Here is a 21,422-nt window from a genome sequence, read left to right as displayed (position 1 = left end):
GGCCCTACAGCCCGCCGCTGACGCCCAGGCTGATCCCCAGCGCGGTGGCCAGGGAGAACGGCAGCAGCAGGGTATCGAGCAGCGCGCTGGCCGGCAGGTCCAGCCCCGGGTAACGCGGCGCCTCGGCGCCGAAGCGGTCCAGCGGGCAGCACCCTCCATTGATGGCATACCAGTCCAGCCGCGTGCCGGCATAGACCACCGGCGCATCGACCTTGGCCGCATCCAGGGTGCGCACCGTGGCGCAGCCGGTCAGGCTCAGCAACGCCAGAGCGAAGACGCTCAGGCGCAGGGCGCTAGTCATCCGACACCAGGTGATGCTCGCCCCAGCGCGGCAGCATGTCCTGGGGTATGCCCAGGCAGTTGAGGATGCGCGCGACGACGAAGTCCACCAGATCGTCGAGGGTCTGCGGCTGGTGATAGAAACCGGGCGAGGCCGGCAATATGGTCACGCCCAGGTTCGACAGCTTGAGCATGTTCTCCAGGTGGATACTCGAATACGGCGCCTCGCGCGGCACCAGGATCAGCTGGCGGCGCTCCTTCAAGGCCACGTCGGCGGCGCGCTCGATCAGGTTGTTGCAGGCGCCGCTGGCGATGGCCGACAGGGTGCCGGTGCTGCACGGCACCACCACCATGGCGGTCGGCGCACCGGAGCCGGAGGCCGCTGGCGCCAGCCAGTCCTCCTTGCCGTAGACGCGGATCTGCCCCGGCGCGGCGCCGGTGTACTCGGTGAGGAACTGGGCCATGGCCTGCGGCTTGGCCGGCAGCGCCACGTCGGTCTCGGTGGCCATCACCAACTGCGCGGCCTTGGAGATCAGAAAGTACACCTCGCGCTCCTCCTGCACCAGGCAGTCGAGCAGGCGCAGGCCGTATTGCGCGCCGGAGGCGCCGGTCATCGCCAGGGTGATGCGTTCGGGGCCTGACATCTATCCCTCCAGGGCCTTGGCCAGTTTGCCGTGCAGGCCGCCGAAGCCGCCGTTGCTCATGATCACTACCTGGGTGCCGGGGCGCACCAATGCTTTGACACCGTCGATGATCGACTCCAGCGAGTCGCATACGCGGGTCGGGTTACGCGCCTGCGCCACGCTGGCGGCCAGATCCCAGCCCAGGTTCGGCGGCGCGTACCAGAACACCGCGTCGGCCTGCTCGGCGGACTCGGCCAGGCCGTCGCGATGGGCACCGAGTTTCATGGAGTTGGAGCGCGGCTCGATCACCGCGATCACCTGGGTCTCGTCCCCCACGCGCTTGCGCAGGCCGTCGAGGGTGGTGGCGATGGCGGTCGGGTGGTGGGCGAAGTCGTCGAAGACGGTCACGCCACCCACTTCGGCGACTTTCTCCATGCGCCGCTTGGCGTTGACGAACCGGCCCAGCGCCTCGATACCCAGCGCCGGCACCACGCCGACGTGACGTGCCGCGGCCAATACGGCCAGGGCATTGGCGACGTTGTGCTGGCCGGTCAGTTGCCAATACACCACGCCCTCGACCTTGCCATCGAAGCTCACCTCGAAGCGCGAACCGTCGGCGGCGAGCAGGCGCGCCTGCCACTGGCCGCCTTTGCCTGTGGTCTGCACGGGCGTCCAGCAGCCCATCTCGATCACCCGCGCCAGCGCGCTTTCGCCGGCCGGATAGATCACCAGCCCCTCGCCGGGAATGGTCCGCACCAGATGATGGAACTGCCGTTCGATGGCCGCCAGATCGGGGAAGATATCCGCGTGATCGTACTCCAGGTTGTTGAGGATTGCGGTGCGCGGGCGGTAGTGGACGAACTTGCTGCGCTTGTCGAAGAAGGCGCTGTCGTACTCGTCGGCCTCGACCACGAAGAACGGCGTGCCGCCCAGGCGCGCGGAAATACCGAAATTCTGCGGCACGCCGCCGATCAGAAAGCCCGGGCTCATGCCGGCATGTTCCAGCACCCAGGCCAGCATGCTGGAACTGCTGGTCTTGCCGTGGGTACCGGCCACCGCCAACACCCAGCGCCCCTGCAGCACGTGATCGGCCAGCCACTGCGGGCCGGAAACGTAGGGCAGCCCCTGGTTCAGCACATATTCCACCGCCGGATTGCCGCGGCTCATGGCATTGCCCACCACCACCAGATCGGGCGCCGGCTGCAGGTGCGCCGGATCATAGCCCTGCATCAATTCGATGCCCTGGGCTTCGAGTTGGGTGCTCATGGGCGGGTAGACGTTGGCGTCGGAGCCGGTGACGCGGTGGCCGAGTTCCTTGGCCAGAACGGCCAGCGAGCCCATAAAGGTGCCGCAGATGCCGAGAATATGGATATGCATGAATGCCCTCTGAAGATGGCCACACCGGGCCTGGACGCGATGGCGGCAGGTTAGCACAGCGCCCGCCGGGCGACTGCTGCGCCCTGTTCAGACCGAGGCGCGAAGACCAAGTTGCTCCGCAGCGAAAAATCAAACGCTTGCTTGGATTGCGCTTTCAACTGGCTTTGAGGCAGCATCGCCTGGCCTACTGGCACAACAGCTGCATCGTCACTCCAGTCCAATCACAGAAGTCGAGGCCCGCCATGCGCATCGTCCAAGCCACCCTGGAGCACCTGGACCTGCTGACCCCGCTGTTCGTCAAATACCGCGAGTTCTACAACGAACTGCCCTTCCCCGAGTCGTCGCGCAAGTTCCTCGAAAAGCGCCTGCGCCGCAAGGAATCGGTGATCTACCTGGCCCTGGCCGACGACGAGGACAAGCTGCTCGGTTTCTGCCAGCTCTACCCCAGCTATTCGTCGCTGTCGCTCAAGCGCGTGTGGATTCTCAACGACATCTATGTCGCCGAGGACGCCCGCCGCCAACTGGTGGCCGACCGCCTGCTGCAGACCGCGAAGAAGATGGCCAAGGACACCAACGCCGTACGCATGCGCGTGGCCACCAGCCGCGACAACGAGGTGGCGCAGAAGGTCTACGAGTCCATCGGCTTCGTCGAGGACGAGCAGTTCAAGAACTACGTGCTGCCGATCAACGCCGACTGAGCCACCTCAGCCCAGGCTGAGCAGCAGACCCAGCAGCAGCGGCAGGGCAAACAGCCCCAGCAACGCTAGGCGCGCCGGGCGCAGCGGCGGACGCGAACGCCGCGCGCTGCGGCGGCGATCGAGCGGCTGCTGCAACGCCTGCTGCAACTCCGACAGCGCCTCGAAGCGCGCCTGCGGCTGCGGCGCCAGGGCGCGCGCCAGCACACCATCCCAGCCCGGCGGAATGCGCACGGAGAAATGCGCCAGCGGCACGTAGCAATGGCCGGGGCCGACCTCGCTGCGCGCCACCTCCGGCCATTGCCCGCACAGCAGCCAGTAGGCCAGCGCCGCCAGCGCCAGTTGATCGGCGCGGCCATCCACCGCCCGCCCAGCGCGCAGTTCCGGCGCCAGCGGCACCGCCTGTGCCGGCAGCGGCTGGCGCGCCACGCCCGGCAGGATGGCGGCGTGTTCCGCCAGCAACAGCAACCGCCCGTCGTCGCCGAGCAGGATCTGCCTGGGGTTCAGCCACAGCCCCTGCATGCCGCGGCGCTGCAGCGCGCGCACGGCGCCGATCAGTTGCGTCAGCAGGGTCAACAGGGTCTGCGCATCCGGCGCGCCATGAGCCGCCGCCCAATCCACCAGGCTGCGCATGCCGGGCGGCGGCGCGGCCAGCGCCAGGTAGGCATGGCTGCGCGCGCGCAGCGGCGACAGCACCTGCGCCAGGGCGCGCTGCGGGCTGCGGCGCAGGGCCCATTCGCGCTGCCAGAAAGCCTCGTCGGCGTCGCGCTCGGCGAACCACAGCAGCGCCTCGCGCCCGGCCTCGTCGCGAGCCAGGAACAACCGGCCCGGCGGGCCGTAGGGGCAGCCGCGCAGCAGCGTCCAGCCGTCGACCTGCAGGCCGGGTGCGACATCGACCAGCGCCGTACGCTGCGGCGTCACCGGCGTCGGCGGCAAGCCGCCACCGGCCCCCGGACAGAGCAGCACCGCCGCCCCCGGCGCCTGCAGCAGCGGTCGCAGTGCCTGACCCAGGCCCGCGCCGTCGAGCGTCCCGACGCCCTGGCACAGCGGCTGCAGGTCGCCGACCGCGAGCAGCGGCTGCGGCGCCAGCAGCAACAGCTCGTCCGTGCGCAGCGTCAGGCCGTGCTGCACCAGCGCCAGCTCGGCCTGAGCGCCCAGGGCCATGCCGTCGCGGCCGACCAGCGTCTGCACGCCGGCGCCGTGCACTCGCGCCAGGCCGATGCTGCCGGCCTGGAGGAACTGCAACGCGTCGCCCTGCACCAGCAGCAGTCCGGCATACAGCTCGGCGATGCCCTGCCCGGCCTGGCGCCGGCGAAACAGCTGCAGATTGAGCGCCGCCAGCACCTGGCGCGCGGCCTGGGTCTCGCTCCAGCCCTCCGGCGTGCAGCGGTAGTCGGCGAACAGAGCATCGAGATACTGCTCCAGGCTTTGCACCACATCGGGGCAATGGCGCGCCCAAAGCAGCGCCACCAGCAGCAGCGGCGGCCGCCCCTGGCGTCCGGCCAGCCACATGGCTCGGGCCCGCGCCGCCTGCTGCGGCAAGTCCAGCCCGGTGCCGAGGGCCAGGCTGAGCGTGGGGTGTTCGAGCAGTTGCAGCGTCATGGCCGGCCCTCCTGCGCAAGCAGCATCCTGCCCGGTCGTTGCAGGCTTTATGCCGACTTGTGGCAGGCGCCCGCGGCGCTTAAGGTGGCCGCATCTTCCCTGCGAGCCTTTCAGCATGTGGTCCTTCAAGGCCTGGCGCCGCCAGCGCACCCTCGAACGCAACCCGATCGACCCGGCCCACTGGGCCGAGGTGCGCCGTCGCCTGCCGATCCTCGACGGCCTGGACGAGGCGGAATTGCAGCGCCTGCGCGAGCGCGCCGCGCTGTTTCTCGCCAGCAAGCGCCTGACCGCCCTGCCCGGCGTCGAGCTGGGCGCGGTCGAGCGCCTGCTGCTGGCCGCGCAGGCGCAGCTGCCGCTGCTGCACCTGGGCGAGCAGGACTGGTACCGCGGCTTTCACGAGATCGTGCTGTACCCCGACGACTTCCTCAGCCCGCAGCGCCACCGCGACGCCGCCGGGGTCGAGCACGAATGGGACGACGCCCGCAGCGGCGAGGCCTGGCAGCAGGGCCCGGTGATACTCGCCTGGCCCGGGGTCGAGGCCAGCGGCGGCTGGGAGGGCTACAACCTGGTGATCCACGAACTGGCGCACAAGCTGGACATGCTCGACGGCGGCGCCAACGGCCTGCCGCCGCTGCATCGCGACATGCGCGTGCAGGACTGGGCGCAGGCCATGCAGAGTGCCTTTGACGCGCTCAACGCCGAACTGGACGCCGATCCCGACGCCGAAACCGCCATCGATCCCTACGCCGCGGAGGACCCGGCGGAGTTCTTCGCGGTGACCAGCGAATACTTCTTCAGCGCCCCGGACCTGCTGGCCGAAGCCTTCCCTGCGGTTTACCGACAACTGGCGCTGTTCTACCGCCAGGACAGCCTGGCCCGCCTGCAGCGGCTGCAGGCCGAGCACCCCGACTACCGGATGGCGACAAACGCGACCAATGGCTGAGTAAGCCGGCGTAGTCACCCCGTGCGAATGTGCCTATAATCCGCCCCACTTTTTTGGCCCTCCCTGGGAGTTCCCCCATGAGCTACAGCAAGATCCCGGCTGGCAAAGACCTGCCGAACGACATCTACGTTGCCATCGAGATCCCGGCCAACCACGCGCCGATCAAATACGAAATCGACCACGACAGCGATTGCCTGATGGTCGACCGTTTCATGGCCACGCCGATGTTCTACCCGGCCAACTACGGCTTCATCCCGCACACCCTGGCCGACGACGGCGACCCGCTGGACGTGCTGGTCGTGACCCCCTACCCGGTGGCGCCGGGTTCGGTGATCCGCGCCCGTCCGGTCGGCGTGCTGCACATGAGCGACGAAGCCGGCGGCGACGCCAAGCTGGTCGCGGTACCGCACGACAAGCTGACCGTGCTGTACAAGGACGTTCAGGAATACACCGACCTGCCGGCCCTGCTGATCGAGCAGATCAAGCACTTCTTCGAGAACTACAAGGATCTGGAGAAGGGCAAGTGGGTCAAGGTCGAAGGCTGGGGCGGCGCCGAAGAGGCCCGCGGCCTGATCAACAAGGCAGTCGCGGCTTACCAAAAATAGTTTTTTGGGGGGCTCAGCGGGAGGTGTGTTAGGATCCGTGCAGGTTTCAGCCCCCTCTAGCCCCCTTAGCTACCTGTGATTGGTACAGGATTTGGTACAAAAGGCACTTGACGCAGCTGCTCAGCAGACCTAAAGATTATCGGTAAGAAAGCTTCACAGAGCCGAAACCGTAGAACCGTAGCGTTTGAAGATCCTCATCAGCGACCTAGGAGGTGAACATAATGGTATTCAATATTGGTGTAGGTGAAGGCTGATTAGCCTTTACGAAAAAGGCCCTTGAAGGGCCTTTTTTAATGTCCAGAGGAAGCACATGGAAAAGTACTTTAACAACTTCAAGATCGGCGCATCATTCACAGCCTTTATTCTGAGCATCATTTTTAGGCTGTCTTTCACTTACCTGATAACCGACCCCCTCCCATTTAGCATGGGAATAGTTGACGCCATTATTGTCGCAGCCGGCGCAACACTATTCGTTCTATCCGCCTACGAATTTATCCATATTCGCTTCCCTGACACAGCGGAAATGCTTCCTCTATTCGCCGCTATCGTCTGGACAGTGATAGTTTCCAGCTACATTATTCTGCGCTACCAGCCAAACTATCAATCTTCGCTATCAATTCTTGTCACGGCTGTATTCGTTGGAATGGGATGGTGGATTCAAGCCATTTCAACAGCCGCCAATGCTCGACGAACTCACACCCTAAATATAATCATGGCGTCCCGAACGAGTTCCGAGTATCAAGAGCAGACCAGAAAGAGCGCTAAGCACTACCGTGCCAACGTAGTCCCACCAGAGCTTGCCGAGTGGCGCTTCAGCCCGAACAAGGAGGAATTTAGGTATATTGATGTACCTGACGACCTCAACGACTCCATTAATGGCTCAGTCTACGTACTGAATTATTTTGAGTTCCTAGCACAGGGAATAAAGTGCAGAGACCTAGATGAGAAACTTCTCAAAGAGTGCTTCTCTGGCATACTCAAGGGAGTAGAACGCCGCTGCTTTTATATAATAATAGAGGCGCAGAAGGGCGACCCAGCCTGCTTTGAGGGAATAATTTTCCTCTCAAAACGATGGAACAATGAATCTATCGTAGAACGATATCGCTCGAATCCCGATGGAGCAGCACTGGGCCCCTTCTACCCCGCTAGCGAAGCCCTTCAGAAAATCTTACAAGCCAAAAAGAGGGGTGATTGCGAGGATAACGACAACCCCGAGCACAGCTGATCTATTGAACTGACGTTGGCGGCAGGACCTATATCGACTCTGCCGCCGACTCTCGAACTTAACGCACTATTTGGCTTCGACACTCCAAAGAGCAGCCACGCTAGTCGTAAAACTCCGACTCATCATCTCCCGCCTCATCCCCCACCCCGGCGTCGGCGGCACCCCCCCCGGGCGCAGCGTTCCTCTCCCCCACTTCGCGTTCACTGCATCCAGCACCGCCATCACCTTCTGCGATGACTCCGGCTGGACAGGGGCGAACAGGTCGTCTGTGTACTCCCCGCGCTGGCACAGGTCGAGCAGCAGCACCTCGGCCTTGCTGAAGGCGAAGCCTGGCCGATACACCTGCTCCAGGCCGGCCAGCGCCGCCTGGGTGATCAGCCGGGTATCGTCGCTCGGGTACGGCAGCTCGCACAGCACACCGCGGGCGAACTTGGGTTCATCCGGGTTGAACATGCCAGTGCGGATGCTCACCCGCACCCGCTTGCACACCGAACCCTGGGCGCGCAGTTTCTCGCAGGCCCGGGCGGCGTAGGTAGCCACCGCCTCGCGGATCGGCGGCAGCTCGTGCAGGCGCTTGCCGAACATCCGGCTGCAGCAGATCTCCTGCTTCGGCGGCGCCTCGCCGTCTAGCTCGAGGCAGGCGATGCCGCGCAGCTCGCGCGCCGTCTTCTCTAGCACCACGCTGAACTGCTTGCGCAGGGTCCAGGCATCGGCCGCTGCCAAGTCGGCAGCCGTCTTGATGTTCATGTCGGCCAGCCTGGCGGTCAACCGGCGGCCAACACCCCACACCTCGCCCACCGGCGTAGCGGCCAGCAGCTTGGCGCGCCGATCAGGGTCGCGGATATCGACCACCCCGCCCGTTTGCTTCTGCCAGCGCTTCGCCGCGTAGTTCGCCAGCTTCGCCAGGGTCTTGGTCGGCCCGATGCCGACGCCAGTGGGGATACCGGTGCACGCAAGCACCTGGGCGCGGATCTCGCGGCCGAGTGCATCGAGGTCGCCGACCATGCCAGTCAGCTCGGCGAACCCTTCGTCGATGCTGTACACCTCCAACGCCGGCACCAGGCCCTCGATCACCGTCATCACCCGCTCGCTCATGTCGCCGTACAGCGCATAGTTGGAGCTGAACGCCACGCCGCCGGCCGCCTCGAACTCCTTGCGGATCTGGAACCACGGCACACCCATCGGCACGCCCAGCGCCTTGGCCTCGGCCGTTCTGCTCACCACGCAGCCGTCGTTGTTGCTCAGCACCACGATGGGCGTGCGCACCAGTTCCGGCCGAAACACCCGCTCGCAGCTGCAGTAGAAGGCGTTGCAGTCGATCAGCGCGAACACGTGCTCAGCCACAGTGGCGGCCCTGCCGGCACAGGCCGATGAACACGCCCCACACCTGGAACTCCTCGGCCTCGAGCACGTAGCGCGGCGGGTACTGCGGGTTGGCCGAGAGCAGAATCACCTGGTGCTGGTCGCCCTCGAGGATCTTCAGCAGCGGCTCGCCGTTCACGCACGCCACCACCACGTCGCCGCGGCGCGCCTTCAGCGCCTTGTCCACCAGCACCAGGTCGCCGTCGAGAATGCCCAGCCCCTTCAGGCTGTCGCCGCCCACGCGCACCAGGTAGATCTGCGGTCGATGCAGACCGAACAACTCGTCGAGGGAGATGCGCTGCTCAAGGTGATCCTGGGCCGGGCTCGGGAAGCCGGCCGGCACGCTGGGGAGGAAGTAGGGAATTTCGGCGCCGCCGGGGGCGACGGGACCGAGGATGCTGACGCTGGCCAAGGCTATTACCTAAAGCAATACTGTGTATGCACACAGTATTTGCATTGACACGCACAGCGTCAATGCCATGCTGATGGCGAGCGACAGGAGGACGAGGAGATGTGCGGAAGGTTCGCCCAGTACCGGGGCATGCGCGACTACCTGCGCGAGCTGGACAGCGAGCAGGATGTGATCGGCGGCTGGGAGGCCGAGGCGATACAGCGCTACAACGTGGCGCCGAGCACCCAAGTGCAGCTGCTGCACAGCACAGGCGGCCACCTGGTGGTGGCAGAGGTGAGGTGGGGATGGGCGCCGCACTGGGCGCGAGGGAAGATGCCGCCGCCGATCAATGCCCGGGTCGAGAAGGTCGCCACCGGCAACTTCTTCAGGCAGATCTGGCCGCACCGCGCGCTGGTCGCGGCCGACGGCTGGTATGAATGGGTGAAGGAAGAAGACAACCCGAAACTCAAGCAGCCCTACTACATCAGGCTGCGCAGCGGCGACCCGCTGTTCTTCGCGGCCATCGGTCAGCTACCACCCGCCGGCGGGGTGAGCCAGGAAGGCGACGGCTTCGTGATCATCACCGCCGACGCCGAGGGCGGCATGGTAGACGTGCACGACCGCCGGCCCGTGGTGCTCAGCCCTGAGCTGGCCCGCGAGTGGGTGGACGAAGCCACCACCACCCACCGCGCCGAGCAGATACTGCTGCACCAGGGCCGACCGGCCGAAGACTTCGAGTGGCACTCGGTCGATCGGGCGGTGGGGAATGTGCGGAATCAGGGACCGAAGCTCATACAGCCTCAGCTATCAGACTCATAAGAGGCAACACCCGAGCCAAAGGATATCCACTCACTCCCCAATGCCGACGAGTCTTGGCGAACTGCAAGCAGGTGGACGACGCTGATCGCCATCAGCCGCGAGGACTTCAAGGCCTACCCCGTAACCACAGGCGCGGGTACAACCCGGAACTACTTGGCCGGATCGAGCCAACCGCCCTGTCCCGCTGCGCCTCCTACCGCTCGATTCACAACAGCACCTGGCCGACGCAGCTTAGCCGCGGTGGCGTCGAGGGCGCACCGCCAGCAATCATTGACCAAAAGCACCGGGTGTACGGGCAGGCACGCTGGGAAGAAGGTCGGGAAATTCAGCGGGTTCAGATGTCGTGAACTCGGGCGGGCAGACCTTCCGTTTGCAAAATCTGAAAGCGATGTATCCTTTCTAAAAAATGGCGACCCGACGAGTGACATAGGCACCCAAAAATTAAAAGCCTGACAATCAGGACATCAGACTTCACGGTGATGCAGAAAAGAAAAAGCCGAGAGGGCAGCCACCCTCTCGGCTCTGACTAGACTGCAGCGGCAATGGAGAATCTGGACTACCAGCCCCGCATGCGTTTGCATTGCTAGTGCGTACTTGCAAGAGAACATTAGCACGTGCAAAACGCCTCACCAACATCCGGCCATCGCTGTTGGACCCAGGAGGACGTGTATGCCATCGCAGATCGTTGCGTTGCTGATTGAAATGCTGCGGTTGCTTCAACTGCTGGTGCAGTTACTTTTGACCAGCTAACTGAGGGCGCCCTTGCGGCGCCCGTTTTCTTTTGAACACAGCCTCAGCTGTCGGACTCGTAAGCCGCGACGCCCTCGCCGAACGAGATCCACTCAGCCTCCGGCGCCGACGCTTCGCGCATGATGAACAGCTCGACAGGCTTACCTGCTGCCGGCTCAGCCGGTTTGATGCGCGCCAAGCGGTGCGTCTTCACGCCGAGGGTGTAAGAGCTTTCCGCACGGTGGAAGTCCCACAGCCCCCAGCCACCGGTCTCGCTAAGCTTGCGTTCTAGCTTGATCGGCCGCTTGCCGCTCACTCGGATTACCAGCACGCCACTACCCCTGCGAGGAAGAAAGACCGCAGTCTACCCCACCCCATGCTGCAGCGGCCTGCTCGAAGCCTACCCACCTCCCCTCGCGATCAAGCCCGCGGCCCACCATCAGCTGGGCGGCCACAGCCTGCGCATCCACTTCGCCTTTCGCCATAGCCTTGAGCAGCTCGGTCGGCAGCGGTTGCAGGTGCTCGTGCAGGTTCATGGTGACGCTCCTTGATGGTTTCCGTTGCCACCAGTAACGCTCTGGCGCCAACACATAGCAAGCGGCTCAAAGCCCATCGAACAACCCGCCCAGGGCGGCCGGCTCCCAGTTCATGATGACCAGTTCGCCGGTCGTTTCGGCCGTGCTGCTGCGCTGGTTGGTGCAGCTGTAGCGAATGTCCAGGCGCTCCATATGGAAGCCGGCGAACGCCTCACGGATATCGGGGTGGTCGTTGATGCTCACCATCACCCTGCCCTTGGAGCGCCGCATAAAGTCGGCCATCGCCAGGTACTGCTCGAACGGGAAGTCCACGCCATATCCCTCGGTTTTCCAGTACGGCGGGTCCATGTAGTGGAAGGTGTGCGCACGGTCGTAACGCTCCACGCAATCGAGCCAGGACAGATTCTCGACGTACACCCCGGCCAGCCGCTGCCACGCCGCGGAGAGGTTCTCCTCGATGCGCAGGATGTTCGGCGCAGCGCCGGTGGTGGCGGTGCCGAAGGTCTGCCCTGCAACCTTGCCGCCGAAGGCATGGTGCTGCAGGTAGAAGAAGCGCGCCGCGCGCTGGATATCGGTCAGCGTCTCCGGGCGGGTGATCTTCTGCCACTCGAACACCTGCCGCGAACTGAGCGCCCACTTGAACTGCCGCACGAACTCCTCGAGGTGGTTCTGGATCACCCGGTACAGCGACACCAGGTCGCCGTTGACGTCGTTCAGCACCTCGACGGGCGCCGGCTGGGGGCGCATGAAGAAAAGCGCTGCGCCACCGGCGAAGGCCTCGACGTAGCACTCGTGCGGAGGGAACAGCGGGATGAGACGGTCGGCCAGGCGGCGTTTACCGCCCAGCCAGGGGATTACTGGTAGGGTCATATGCAAGCCTTTACTGTATGGATAAACAGGTGTTAGCCTGCCCCCGCTTCGTGCACGAGGCGAGGGCCTTGGCCGGGCTTGCAGGGCTAGTCTGCGGTCTGGCGACCGCTCAGGGTGTTGGCGCACTCTGGGCGGTCGCCCTCTTCTGATAGGGAAACGGCTAACCGCCGCTCCTCACTCCGTCATAGACGCGCTCGCAGGTGAGGCCAGCGGCGCGGGCACGGTCAGCAGCTTCTGCCATTGCGCGCCCTTCTGACTCCATCTCGCTAAACACCCTGCCGAGCACTGCGGCGGCGTCTTCCCTTGCCGCGCGCTCGCCGGCAGTTCCGGCATTGCAGGTAGCGAGCTGGGTGGCCAAGCTGCTGGCTTGCTTGCGCAACCCGTCAGCAGCAGCCCCAGCATCAGCAGCAGCACGCCGCAGTTCTTCGAGTTCGTCATGCCCCTTCTGCCCCTCTGCGTCAGCGACGCTCTGTTGTTGCCGCTCGACCACGCGAACGGTAGTCACGGCCTCGACCTGGCCCTGCGCGATCCCCTCGCCCAGCCGCCAGCCATTGACCTTCCAGCCGGCCAAGAAGGCCAGCGCCGCCACGACTCCGAGAACCGCGGTTCGATCCGCCAAGGCGCCGATCATGCTTCACGCTCCGATATTCGCGCGCCGCTCAGTACCGGCAGCGGATCAGTCGGCACCACCAGGCCTGCCGGCCAGCGATAGCCAGTCACGCGCGAGACGGGAAAGGCCTTGATGCTCACCGCGTCTGCCTGGTTGCCGCCCAAGACCAGCAGGTTGCCGGCCTTGTCACGGCCGACAGCAAAGCCAATATGGCCACCGCCCTGGCGGGTGAACACCACGACGCAACCAGGCACCGGCAACGCCAGCAGTTGACCCCAATCGAGGTACGACCGCGCGCTCTCGAAACGGCTGGAGCGAATGCCGACACGCTCCAGCATTGCCCCCACGAATGCGGCGCACCAAGGCGTCTCGTCATCTTTGATGCCTCCGCGCTTGATGTCGCGCCACATCTGCAGGATCTCGGGGTTATGATCGGAGCCTTTCACTTCGGCCAGGCCGAGGTGCTTACGGGCCTGGATCACCCACTTGGGTTCGTTGCTGCTCATCTTTCCTCCGGGCAATAAAAAGCCCGCGCTTGGCGGGCTGGGGGTTAATCAATGGCAAATGCAAGGGTGAGAGCGCTTGCTGCTGGGCTAGCCGCACAAGCGATACGCGATGTAATACCGACCGACAGCGATCTGATTGACGCCGAGCTATTCCGCCCGGAGGACGGAGCGCAGGTAGTGCAGGAGCTGGAGCGGCTCGCTAATCAGCTACTCGCCGAAGCGCTGAAACTCGAATCGATCTAGGCAGGCGCCAATGGGGCACAAAAAAGCCCGCACGAAGCGGGCCTAAGCGGATTTGTAGAGGTACGGGCTTTACTCGCCCAGATAACCCCTCTTGAAATCATCGTAGAAATCATCCTCCAGGACTTCCCTGAAATCACTGCAGGGCACGCGCAGCTTCGCCGCCAGCTCTCCGATGAGCGAATAGCGATACTCAGCGGGAGTGCCTACATTGGCAGACTCACCATGCCCCATCACATATCCCACACGGAATTTATCTGAATACTGAGACAGCCTGAAGGCGTCCATCGGGCTGCGGTCTTGGCCACCCGCTTCGTATCCATCCTTATAGTCGCTCATTGCCTGACCCTCTGGTTGATCGAGACAAAGGATATGGATGATACCTAGCGTTATTTCAAGCACTAGCTAATCTCGCCTGATCGCTGATGGTCTACGATAGGCAGACAACCCTAGTGCATGGAGGCAAAAAAATGGGATTGGTAGTCGAGCGCAAACCCGGCGAGAGCATTCACATCCAATTCGACCAGCGCATGTCGGCAGAGGAACTAGATGACTTGCTACGCACCGGCATAACCATCAGGGTCGTTGACATCGGACACCAGGTTCGGCCGAAGGCAAAGCTCCATATCGAAGCCGGGCAAGGCGCGCGGATCTGGCGCTCAGAGCTGCTCGAACGCGCTACACATCCACATCAAAATGCGGCAGAGCCGGAGCCGGCCCGGTAATCAGGCCGTCCGCAATATAGGCCTTGCTGTTCACGGCGATGTCGACGCCGCGCACGGTTACGCGGGTCCCGCTGCGCAGTTCCACCTCGCTGGTGCCGGCCGAGGTGTTGATGCTGCGCACAATGGCTACCGTGCGCACGCCGCCGGGCAGTAGGCCGATAAAGCGGCGCCAGGGGTTGATTGTCGCCATCAGTGGTGCCGCTCCAGTTTGATCTGCTGTTTCACCCGCACGGCCCCGGTGCCCTCGGCGCTGATATCCACGCCGAGGCACAGGCCAACCCAGGCGCCGGACTCCTCGGGTACCTGGTACAGGTGCGCCGGGAGGATCAGCCCCACGCCGTGGTCATCGCTGACCGGGAACAGCGGGATGGTAAGGCTGACGATCTCAATGTTGCCGCCCTTGCTCAGCTCATGCGTGCCGCGGGCCAGGTTGGCGGGCTGGTCAGTCAGCCAGTCGTCGAACACGTCCGGCGTCGGGTTATCGCCTGCAGTGCCGGCGCGGCGCACGAGCATCGAGCAGCCGACCGAGGTGCCGCTTGTGTAGCAGGCGTTCCAGGCTGGCTGCGGCGTCCACTCGCCGCCCAAGTCGGTCATCATCGCCGGCGGGATGATGCGCGTGATCGGCGCGTCGACCTGGTCCCACTCCCACGGCGGCACCGGGTAGCGCGGCAGCACGTCCAGGTGGTCGCTGTCGCGAGCAGGCAGCACCACGGCGCCCACCGTATCGGCCAGCCGGGCGATCACCTGGATGGCCGTCTGGCTCTGGTAGCTCAGCGCGCCGGCCGGGAACGGCCAGTCGGTGGCCTGCCAGGTCAGGGTAAAGCCGGTGTTCAGCAGCTCCGCCTCGGCGGCCTGGGCGGCGTTGATCGGCGCCGCGTTGAGCGCACTGCGCAAGGGCGCATAGGGCGCGGCCAGCAGCTGGCCGCGCGTGGCGCCGGTGATGGTGTAGGCCTCGGCCGGGAAGCGCTGCTGACGGCTGTAGCGCTCGACGAGCAGCACCCATGTCCAGCCGTTGATATCCAGCTCCAGCTCGCCGGCGCCGTCGGCATCCGGCTTCACCAGCTCAAGCGCCGCGCGGGTGAAGATGTCGGCGCTGAAGGCCCAGCTGAACGAGTCCGCATCCAGGGAGATGCGCACGTTCTTCGCCTCGATGGGCGTGCGCGAGGGCAGCGCCACCAAGTTGACGGTGTTGGCGATCATGTAGGTATCCAGTATCTCGGGAACGGGCGGCGGCTCGGGCAGCGGTTTGACCGGGCCGGGGTAGTCGATGTACTCGATGCCAGTCAGCGGCCCATCGAGCACCCGCGCCCGCCCCCAGGGCAGGCGGTGGCGCAGGTTGAGCCGGCGGGCGTCCTGCCAGCGCAGGCTCGTGCGCGCCGTGTCGGTCGGCTGGATGCCTCCCGTCGCCGGCACCTGGCGAAAATCGAAGAATACCTGCGGTGAGGTGTTCGGGAAGTACGGCCGGCCGCCCAGGGTGAAAGTCAACGGCCCGGTGCCGGGCACATACAGGCTGGCCTGCAGTGCGGTGGCGGCATCGAAGCGCGGACCGAACTCATTCGAGCGGCGGTGGCCGAAACCCAGGCGCACGTCCTTGAGCGCCGGTTCTGGGTTATAGATCAGCCGCAGCCGCAGCTCGGCCGGACGGATCGACCGATCCCAGCCGGCAGCCAGGGCCAGGTCCCGGGCAGGCACCCAGCTCCAGGGCATGGCACCTGGGTGCCGATCCAGCGCCTGGGCAGGCAACCAAGGCGCGCCGCGCGACAGGTCACGCAGCGGCACCGCAGACCAGCCCACATCGGCGGCGGCGCGATCCAGCACCCGCCCCTGCTGCCAGACCGCGCAGCGCGACAGCGACAGAGGCCGCAGGCCATTCCAAGGCACGGCCTCGCCCTGGCGGTCTGCCGGGGCCGCACGGCCCCAGCCACCACCGACGATGATGCTCAGCATTAAGAGACCTCGACAGGGATCGGCCCATGGGCCAGGGGGCGGAAGTAGCGCACGGCGACCGCACGGGCAGTGCCCAGCGGGCGGGAAGGATTCTCGCCCTCAGCCGCCCACCACTCGGGCTCGATGCCTGGCAGGGTGCCGGCTTCTACAACACGGTAGAGCCACCCGCTGTACTGGGTAGGTCTGATGACCTGCCCGGCTAGCACCGCCAGGTTCGGCGTAAACACCGCGCCCCAATCATCGACCGCAACCGCGTAGAGGCTTCCGTCTGTCACGCGCACGTCGATCACACCATTGCCGGCAGGCGTCGGCCCGTAACCAGCCAGGCGCCATTGACCATTCAACGGGCGCTCGATCACCACCACCTCGCGCTCAGCCAGGTCGCCCTCGACCTTCACCACTGCATCCATGGTGGCGGGGCTACCCACATCTCCTCCGCCCTCGCCCGTCGTGATGTTGTAGGTAAATGTGCCCGACTCGCTCAGCGTCATGTACACCGCGCGCGTCTTCCGGGGCACTGCATCATCCACGGCGCAGGCCAACCATTCACCCTGGGCCAGCATCGTCGCCAGACTCAGGCTGTAGCTTTGCGTGAACTCGCCGTCACCGGCTTCGGCCCAGAACACGATCTCCGGCTGCTGGATATTGGCCCAGCCGCGGTAGAAGCGCAGGAACTTGGGCCCGGTAGTTACCTCACCCTCCCGAAGCAGGCGGAAGCTCACAGTGATGCGCGGCGCAGTCGCTGGGCGCAGGGGGTATGTGTTGTAAGCCGGAAAGAAAGTCGCCATCACCAAAAATCCGGGTTATCCGTCAGGAAAAAGAATGCTTGCTGCCAGTTCGTCACACGTACGAAGTAGCTGTAGGCGTCGCCCAAAGGGATGGGAGTGTTCAACGTCCGGCAGCTGAGATCGAACGTCAGCCCCATTGCTCGGCCCACAATCCTGGCGTAGGTGTAGAACACCAACTGGGGGCAGAGGGCAATGCCCCGCAGATAGCCCGCGTGGAAGGCCGCTAGCAACCAAGGCGCTCTGGATAGCGAGACCTCAGCAATAGGGACGTTGGGAGCGACAGGATTGAACGATAAATCAGGCAGGCCAGGGGTATAGACAGCGATGCTGCCGCTCCCTACCAACAACCCCGTCTGTGGATTCTTCAGCGTAGTAAATCCACAGTCCCCGAAGCCGGGGACGTAGGACGAGGTGGACCCGGTTAGGTCACCGCCACAAGCAACAAAAGTTCCAGCCGAGTCCTCACCTATGTAGATGGTCCTCACATTCGCATTTGCCAGGCCATTATCGAGAGAACCCGGCGCGTTATTGGTGCTGGCAGATGCCAGGATAAACGTCCTCTCGTCCGCGATGATCACCCAGCCAGTGAGCGCATCGCTGAATGCAAAGAACCCAAGGGGAAACATGTGAGGGTTAGCATTATCGACGGACAACCCCGACTTCAAACCGTCTCCGGTCATCACATCGCCGGACATCCCGGTGTAGGTCTCCGCCAGATAAATCCGCACCACCCCGCCGGTAACCCAGGTGAAGCAGACGAACCCGGTGTGCGAGCCATTGCGCAACACCAGATAATTTGTCCCCTCGGCAATTAGCTCCCACCCGGCCGCGGGCTTACCCGTATAACCACTCACCAAGCAGCCCTTCACCACTACCTTAAACGCTTGGAACTGGGCGTTATGGTTCTGAGAAGTAAAGTAAGTGGGCACCGGCGCGCCGGGCTGATCGCGATGATAGACAGTTGGCATCAGTCCGCATCCCCCCTGATCTGTAGATAGAACTCGTCGTCATCCACCGTGCCCTGCCCGCTGATCACCGTGCGAATCACCCACATCGGGCCCAGGGCCGAATCGGTGTTGAAGCGCACAGCGTTGCCGGCCGCCCAGCCGCCACCCCACCCTTCCCAACGGATGGTGAAATACGGCTGGCCGGTCAGGGCGTTGATCGGCGAGCAGTCGCCCGTGGTATTGCCGGTGGCGATCACCCCCAGCTTCTCCTCCACCACGTTGAACGCGCCGGAGCTGGTGAACACCAGCGCCCACTTGCCGTCGATGGCGCCGCCGTTGGTGATGATTGGCGGGTAGCTCAGGCTGTTGTATTGCGCGGTGGTGGTGTTGCCGATGGGCGAATCCGTCCAGTTCGGCGCGCCGCTGCTCCAGGTCTGCTGGGTGAACCAGGTGTGGATGCGCGACTGCAGGTCGCCCCAGGCCACTGCACTGGAGACCTGCGCTTCACCGGCAGGCAGATCCCACGGCAGCGGCGAGCCAATGCCCAGCTCGCCGGTAATCTGCACCTCGGTGCACAGCGTCATGTGCTCCACCCGGTCGCGAATCAGCAGCGGCGTGGAGAGCGGGTTGCCTTCCTCGTCCTGCAGCACCAGCGGGTTGGCCCAGGTCACGGTGCCGGCGTCACGGTCGGCGCTGTAGGAGGCCGCGCGCAGCACCACTCCGTTGCCATCCACCACCTCGATGGCCGCTTGCTGCTGGCGGGCCAGCGTCACGGTGCCGCCTGGGTCCGGCGAGGCCACCGGCGTTTCGGCCGTGTGGTGGATCACCAGCACATAGCCCTCGCTGTAGATCGGTACCCGGCCATCGGCCGGCAGGCGCACCGGGTCCAGCCCGAGCAGGCCGGCATCGAGCGGCAGGCGCGTCTGCACCACGGCGTTGTAGCGCAGCAGCAGCGGGATCACCGGCACGTCGCTATTGCCAGTGTCGTCGGCCGGGTCGGTGGTGAACGTCAGCCGGGCGATGCCGGTTGTGGCGTCCACCGTGCCGCGCACGATGCCGGTATCGAACTCGCCATTGAGATCCGCCGCGGCCGTGACGATCTCGGCCGTATCGGCCCGCACCACCGTCACCTGCATACTGCCGGCGCGCAGGGGCGCGCCGGGGGTGCGGAAGGTCGCAGCGGTTACGCTGAAACCTACCGCCGTCGTCAGGCAGGCCAGCAGCGCCACGGTGCCCGAGGCGTTGCCCGCGTAGCTGCTCAGCGTCGCGGTACGGTCGGCATAGTTCACCGTGCCCACCGCGGTGCCGCCGTTGGTGTTGCTGGCGATATCGCGGTAGAGGATGCCCGAGCGGTCGGTGTACAGCCCGCCATTCCACGAGAACAGCAGCGAGCCGGGCACGATTGGCTCGGCAATGCCCGGCAGCAGCTCGACGGTGATCGGCGGCTGGGCCTGGCTGGCACTCTGCGGGTCGGTGCTCACGCTGTCGGCCTGGGCCGAGTGGGTGAGGGTGCCGCCAAAGGCCTCGCGCAGCTGCACCACGGTGGTGACCAGCACCGGCTCGGTCTTGCGAAGGAAGCCGCTACCCGTAGAGCGGTTGCTGTAGGTGTACTCGGTGTAGTCGTACAGCGCTGCCACCTGCAGCACCACCTCGCCGGTGGTGTAGTTGATGCTGCCGGCCCGGCCGCCCTGCCAACCACCGGCGCCGTTGTCGTTCGCCACGTTGGCCAGGTCGCGGTAGCCGTCATACACCGGTAGCGCGTTGCCGGTCTCGATCACCTGCCAGTTGATGGCGGGCGCGGCCTGGCGGCGGGTGGTCATCCAGCTCACCCGCACACTGCCCGGCTTGAGCGGCGCACCCGGGATGGTGAACGTCGTCATGCCGCTGCCGTCGCTGCTCACGCTCTGCGTCGCGCTGTCGACGGCGCCCTGCTGCCAGCTGTAGGCGATGCCGCTGGCCGGGGTGGCGGCGAGCAACATGTTCACCTCGCCCGAGGCGTAGGCGATAGTGCCACTGCCGCCGGTGCCGCTCAGGTTGCCCTGGCCGTCGTCGGTCAGCGTGCGCACGGTGCCGGCGGTGTAGGTGGCCGAGAAGGTGCCTGGCACCGCCCCGCCCTCGGGCAGGGTGTAACGCACCCGCAGCTGAGGCACCACGCTGCCGCCGGCGCGCTGGGTGATGGCGTTGTCGGCCGAGCTGACGTAGCTGTACACCAGCGAACTGCCCACATCCGGCAGCGCGTTGAGGGTCAGCGACACCGAGCCGGTCGCGAAGGCAATGGTGCCAGCGCCCTCGCCCACCAGCAGCCCGTCGCCGGGGTCGCGCAGTTCGTACCATTTGCCCAGCGCCATGTAGGCGACGGACAGCGTGCCGGCCCGCGGCACGGCGCCGGCCAGGTTCAGGGTGTAGACATAGCCGCGGTTGCCCAGGGTGATTTCCAGCTCGCCGGTGATGGTGTCGCCGGTGGCCGCGGCGCCAGGCCGGTAACTGCCGGTGGCCGAGCCGGTGAAGCTGGTACCGGTGCGAACCAGGGTGATCTCGCCGGTCTGGTAGTCGATGCGCCCGGAGCTGAGCCAGTTGCTGCCGCTCACATAGCGCAGACCGCCCTTGCTGTCGTCGGCGTAAGTGCCGCTGTTGACGGTGATGCTCAGCGTGCCAGGCGCACAGCCGGTACCCAGGAAGGTTCGCGACTCGCCCGCCACCGCACCCGCGGCGACGGTGAGGTTTACCGAGCGCTGCGGCCCGGCCGGGACATAGATCTGCCGCTGGTAGCCGCCGAGTAGGTCGACCAGGGCGGTCTCTTTCGTGGTGCTCGGCACCAGTTGGGAATACACGCTTTCGACGCGCAGGTTGAGCGCGCCAGCACTTACAGCTTCGGCCAGCGGGCTGATGCCGTAGTAGCGCGCGGCGTCCGCCACCTGGGTGCTCAGCACCCGGGCGCGCGCCTGGCCGTCCAAGCTGGTGGACGTGGTGCCGGCCGGGGTGACCTGGCCGCCCGGGAACAGTACCTGCAGCGGCGCGCTGATCTTCATGTCCAGCCGGCGGCGGGTGAAGTTGATGAAGTTGCCGCCGCCGTAGTCGTAGGTGAAGGTTTCCAGGCGGGCGTCCACCTCGGTCAGGCGCACATACTGGGCGCCGTTGATGCCCGCCAGCTGGAATACCTCGCCCACCTCGGGGATGCGCTGCTCCTCGCGCTGCACGCAGGCGATGGCGCGCTGGCCGGCCAGCTGGGTGCCGAGCAGCTCGAACGGCGCCGCGGTGGCGGCGGCCACGTAGCTCTCGATGGCATCGCGCGCATTGGCGCGCACGTCGGTCTGGCTGCCGGTGTTAAACAGCAGCACGCTGACGCGCGGGTCGGCCGGTGCCTGGGTGACGATGCCATGGGCGCCCAGGTAGGCGTCGTTGTTCTGCGTCATCACGCCGGCGAACACCTTGCGCAGGTTGATGCGGCCGGTGGTACGGTCAAGGCGGCTGATGTCGGGAAACAGGTTGTTCACCTCGCCATCGACCACGGCGATGCCGGTGGCGCGGCCACCACCGTCGGCCTCGTCGGTCAGGCGTTGGGACTTGAGCAGCTTTACATCGTCTTTGCTGATCGTCACGTCT

Annotated in this window: 22 protein-coding genes; 5 read left to right on the top strand and 17 right to left on the bottom strand. The window is 65.3% G+C overall.

Going from position 1 to position 21,422, the window contains the following annotated elements; genetic code table 11:
- Positions 1-4 precede the first annotated feature (4 nt).
- Genes EA796_RS06995 through mpl form a run of 3 tightly spaced genes read right to left on the bottom strand, consistent with a single transcriptional unit; the run spans position 5 to position 2,279 of the window.
- Positions 5-301 (bottom strand): YceK/YidQ family lipoprotein, encoded by a 297-nt coding sequence (locus EA796_RS06995; RefSeq protein WP_021445125.1) that lies wholly within the window; start codon positions 299-301, stop codon positions 5-7.
- Entirely contained in the window at positions 294-923 is a 630-nt protein-coding gene (ubiX, locus tag EA796_RS06990) for a flavin prenyltransferase UbiX (protein ID WP_122108092.1), read from the bottom strand. Before ubiX ends, EA796_RS06995 begins: the two co-directional genes overlap by 8 nt.
- Entirely contained in the window at positions 924-2,279 is a 1,356-nt protein-coding gene (gene mpl / locus EA796_RS06985) for a UDP-N-acetylmuramate:L-alanyl-gamma-D-glutamyl-meso-diaminopimelate ligase (protein ID WP_122108091.1), read from the bottom strand. It abuts the gene before it with no gap.
- A 242-nt stretch (positions 2,280-2,521) separates the two neighbouring features.
- On the opposite strand from mpl, the gene EA796_RS06980 reads away from it, so the two are divergent.
- The gene (locus EA796_RS06980) at positions 2,522-2,977 is read left to right on the top strand and encodes a GNAT family N-acetyltransferase (RefSeq protein ID WP_021445133.1); all 456 of its coding nucleotides are present in this window, start codon (positions 2,522-2,524) and stop codon (positions 2,975-2,977) included.
- Positions 2,978-2,983: 6 nt separating this feature from the next.
- Here EA796_RS06980 and EA796_RS06975 read toward each other — a convergent pair whose 3' ends face one another.
- A complete protein-coding gene (locus EA796_RS06975) occupies positions 2,984-4,576 on the bottom strand; it encodes a protein kinase (RefSeq protein WP_122108090.1) in 1,593 nt (530 codons plus the stop codon).
- A 115-nt stretch (positions 4,577-4,691) separates the two neighbouring features.
- Here EA796_RS06975 and EA796_RS06970 point away from each other — a divergent pair, with 115 nt between their 5' ends.
- The 3 genes from EA796_RS06970 (at position 4,692) to EA796_RS06960 (ending at position 7,349) form a co-directional block, all read left to right on the top strand.
- A complete protein-coding gene (locus EA796_RS06970) occupies positions 4,692-5,519 on the top strand; it encodes a zinc-dependent peptidase (RefSeq protein WP_021444771.1) in 828 nt (275 codons plus the stop codon).
- Positions 5,520-5,596: 77 nt separating this feature from the next.
- Positions 5,597-6,124 carry an inorganic diphosphatase gene (gene ppa / locus EA796_RS06965; RefSeq protein WP_017675534.1) on the top strand — a complete coding sequence of 176 codons (528 nt, stop codon included), beginning with the start codon at positions 5,597-5,599 and terminating at the stop codon, positions 6,122-6,124.
- Positions 6,125-6,434: 310 nt separating this feature from the next.
- Complete coding sequence (locus EA796_RS06960; protein ID WP_122108089.1) at positions 6,435-7,349, top strand: DUF4760 domain-containing protein; 915 nt, start codon at positions 6,435-6,437, stop codon at positions 7,347-7,349.
- A gap of 66 nt (positions 7,350-7,415) precedes the next feature.
- Here EA796_RS06960 and EA796_RS06955 read toward each other — a convergent pair whose 3' ends face one another.
- The gene (locus EA796_RS06955) at positions 7,416-8,693 is read right to left on the bottom strand and encodes a Y-family DNA polymerase (RefSeq protein ID WP_122108088.1); all 1,278 of its coding nucleotides are present in this window, start codon (positions 8,691-8,693) and stop codon (positions 7,416-7,418) included.
- Positions 8,686-9,123 (bottom strand): LexA family transcriptional regulator, encoded by a 438-nt coding sequence (locus tag EA796_RS06950; RefSeq protein WP_122108087.1) that lies wholly within the window; start codon positions 9,121-9,123, stop codon positions 8,686-8,688. The genes EA796_RS06955 and EA796_RS06950 overlap by 8 nt, the downstream gene beginning before the upstream one ends.
- Positions 9,124-9,222: 99 nt before the next feature.
- Between EA796_RS06950 and EA796_RS06945 the strand changes: the two genes are divergently transcribed.
- Positions 9,223-9,921: an SOS response-associated peptidase family protein gene (locus EA796_RS06945; RefSeq protein ID WP_122108086.1), complete on the top strand. Its 699-nt coding sequence runs from the start codon at positions 9,223-9,225 to the stop codon at positions 9,919-9,921.
- Positions 9,922-10,714: 793 nt separating this feature from the next.
- On the opposite strand, the gene EA796_RS06940 is transcribed toward EA796_RS06945, so the two are convergent.
- From EA796_RS06940 to EA796_RS06880, 11 genes are all read right to left on the bottom strand, one after another.
- On the bottom strand, positions 10,715-10,981 hold the full coding sequence (locus tag EA796_RS06940; RefSeq protein WP_122108085.1) for a hypothetical protein: 267 nt from the start codon (positions 10,979-10,981) through the stop codon (positions 10,715-10,717).
- A 4-nt stretch (positions 10,982-10,985) separates the two neighbouring features.
- Positions 10,986-11,186 carry a hypothetical protein gene (locus tag EA796_RS06935; protein ID WP_122108084.1) on the bottom strand — a complete coding sequence of 67 codons (201 nt, stop codon included), beginning with the start codon at positions 11,184-11,186 and terminating at the stop codon, positions 10,986-10,988.
- A 66-nt stretch (positions 11,187-11,252) separates the two neighbouring features.
- Complete coding sequence (locus EA796_RS06930; RefSeq protein ID WP_122108083.1) at positions 11,253-12,056, bottom strand: DNA adenine methylase; 804 nt, start codon at positions 12,054-12,056, stop codon at positions 11,253-11,255.
- Between the two features lie 160 nt (positions 12,057-12,216).
- Positions 12,217-12,687 carry a DUF2514 family protein gene (locus EA796_RS06925; RefSeq protein WP_122108082.1) on the bottom strand — a complete coding sequence of 157 codons (471 nt, stop codon included), beginning with the start codon at positions 12,685-12,687 and terminating at the stop codon, positions 12,217-12,219.
- On the bottom strand, positions 12,684-13,172 hold the full coding sequence (locus EA796_RS06920; protein ID WP_122108081.1) for a TIGR02594 family protein: 489 nt from the start codon (positions 13,170-13,172) through the stop codon (positions 12,684-12,686). Before EA796_RS06920 ends, EA796_RS06925 begins: the two co-directional genes overlap by 4 nt.
- A gap of 312 nt (positions 13,173-13,484) precedes the next feature.
- Positions 13,485-13,751, bottom strand: coding sequence for a hypothetical protein (locus EA796_RS06910; protein ID WP_147459038.1), 267 nt, complete (start codon positions 13,749-13,751; stop codon positions 13,485-13,487).
- A 339-nt stretch (positions 13,752-14,090) separates the two neighbouring features.
- On the bottom strand, positions 14,091-14,327 hold the full coding sequence (locus tag EA796_RS06900; protein WP_122108077.1) for a hypothetical protein: 237 nt from the start codon (positions 14,325-14,327) through the stop codon (positions 14,091-14,093).
- The gene (locus tag EA796_RS06895; RefSeq protein ID WP_122108076.1) at positions 14,327-16,084 is read right to left on the bottom strand and encodes a hypothetical protein; all 1,758 of its coding nucleotides are present in this window, start codon (positions 16,082-16,084) and stop codon (positions 14,327-14,329) included. The genes EA796_RS06900 and EA796_RS06895 overlap by 1 nt, the downstream gene beginning before the upstream one ends.
- On the bottom strand, positions 16,084-16,872 hold the full coding sequence (locus EA796_RS06890) for a hypothetical protein (protein ID WP_122108075.1): 789 nt from the start codon (positions 16,870-16,872) through the stop codon (positions 16,084-16,086). The genes EA796_RS06895 and EA796_RS06890 overlap by 1 nt, the downstream gene beginning before the upstream one ends.
- Complete coding sequence (locus EA796_RS06885; RefSeq protein ID WP_122108074.1) at positions 16,872-17,840, bottom strand: hypothetical protein; 969 nt, start codon at positions 17,838-17,840, stop codon at positions 16,872-16,874. Before EA796_RS06885 ends, EA796_RS06890 begins: the two co-directional genes overlap by 1 nt.
- Complete coding sequence (locus EA796_RS06880) at positions 17,840-21,418, bottom strand: hypothetical protein (protein WP_122108073.1); 3,579 nt, start codon at positions 21,416-21,418, stop codon at positions 17,840-17,842. Before EA796_RS06880 ends, EA796_RS06885 begins: the two co-directional genes overlap by 1 nt.
- Positions 21,419-21,422 lie beyond the last annotated feature (4 nt).

The organism is Pseudomonas sp. AOB-7 (genome assembly GCF_003696305.1).
In the GTDB taxonomy this organism is placed as follows: domain Bacteria; phylum Pseudomonadota; class Gammaproteobacteria; order Pseudomonadales; family Pseudomonadaceae; genus Aquipseudomonas.
The sequence above is the reverse complement of the archived record's forward strand: the minus strand, read 5'-3'. Positions and strand labels throughout refer to the sequence as shown.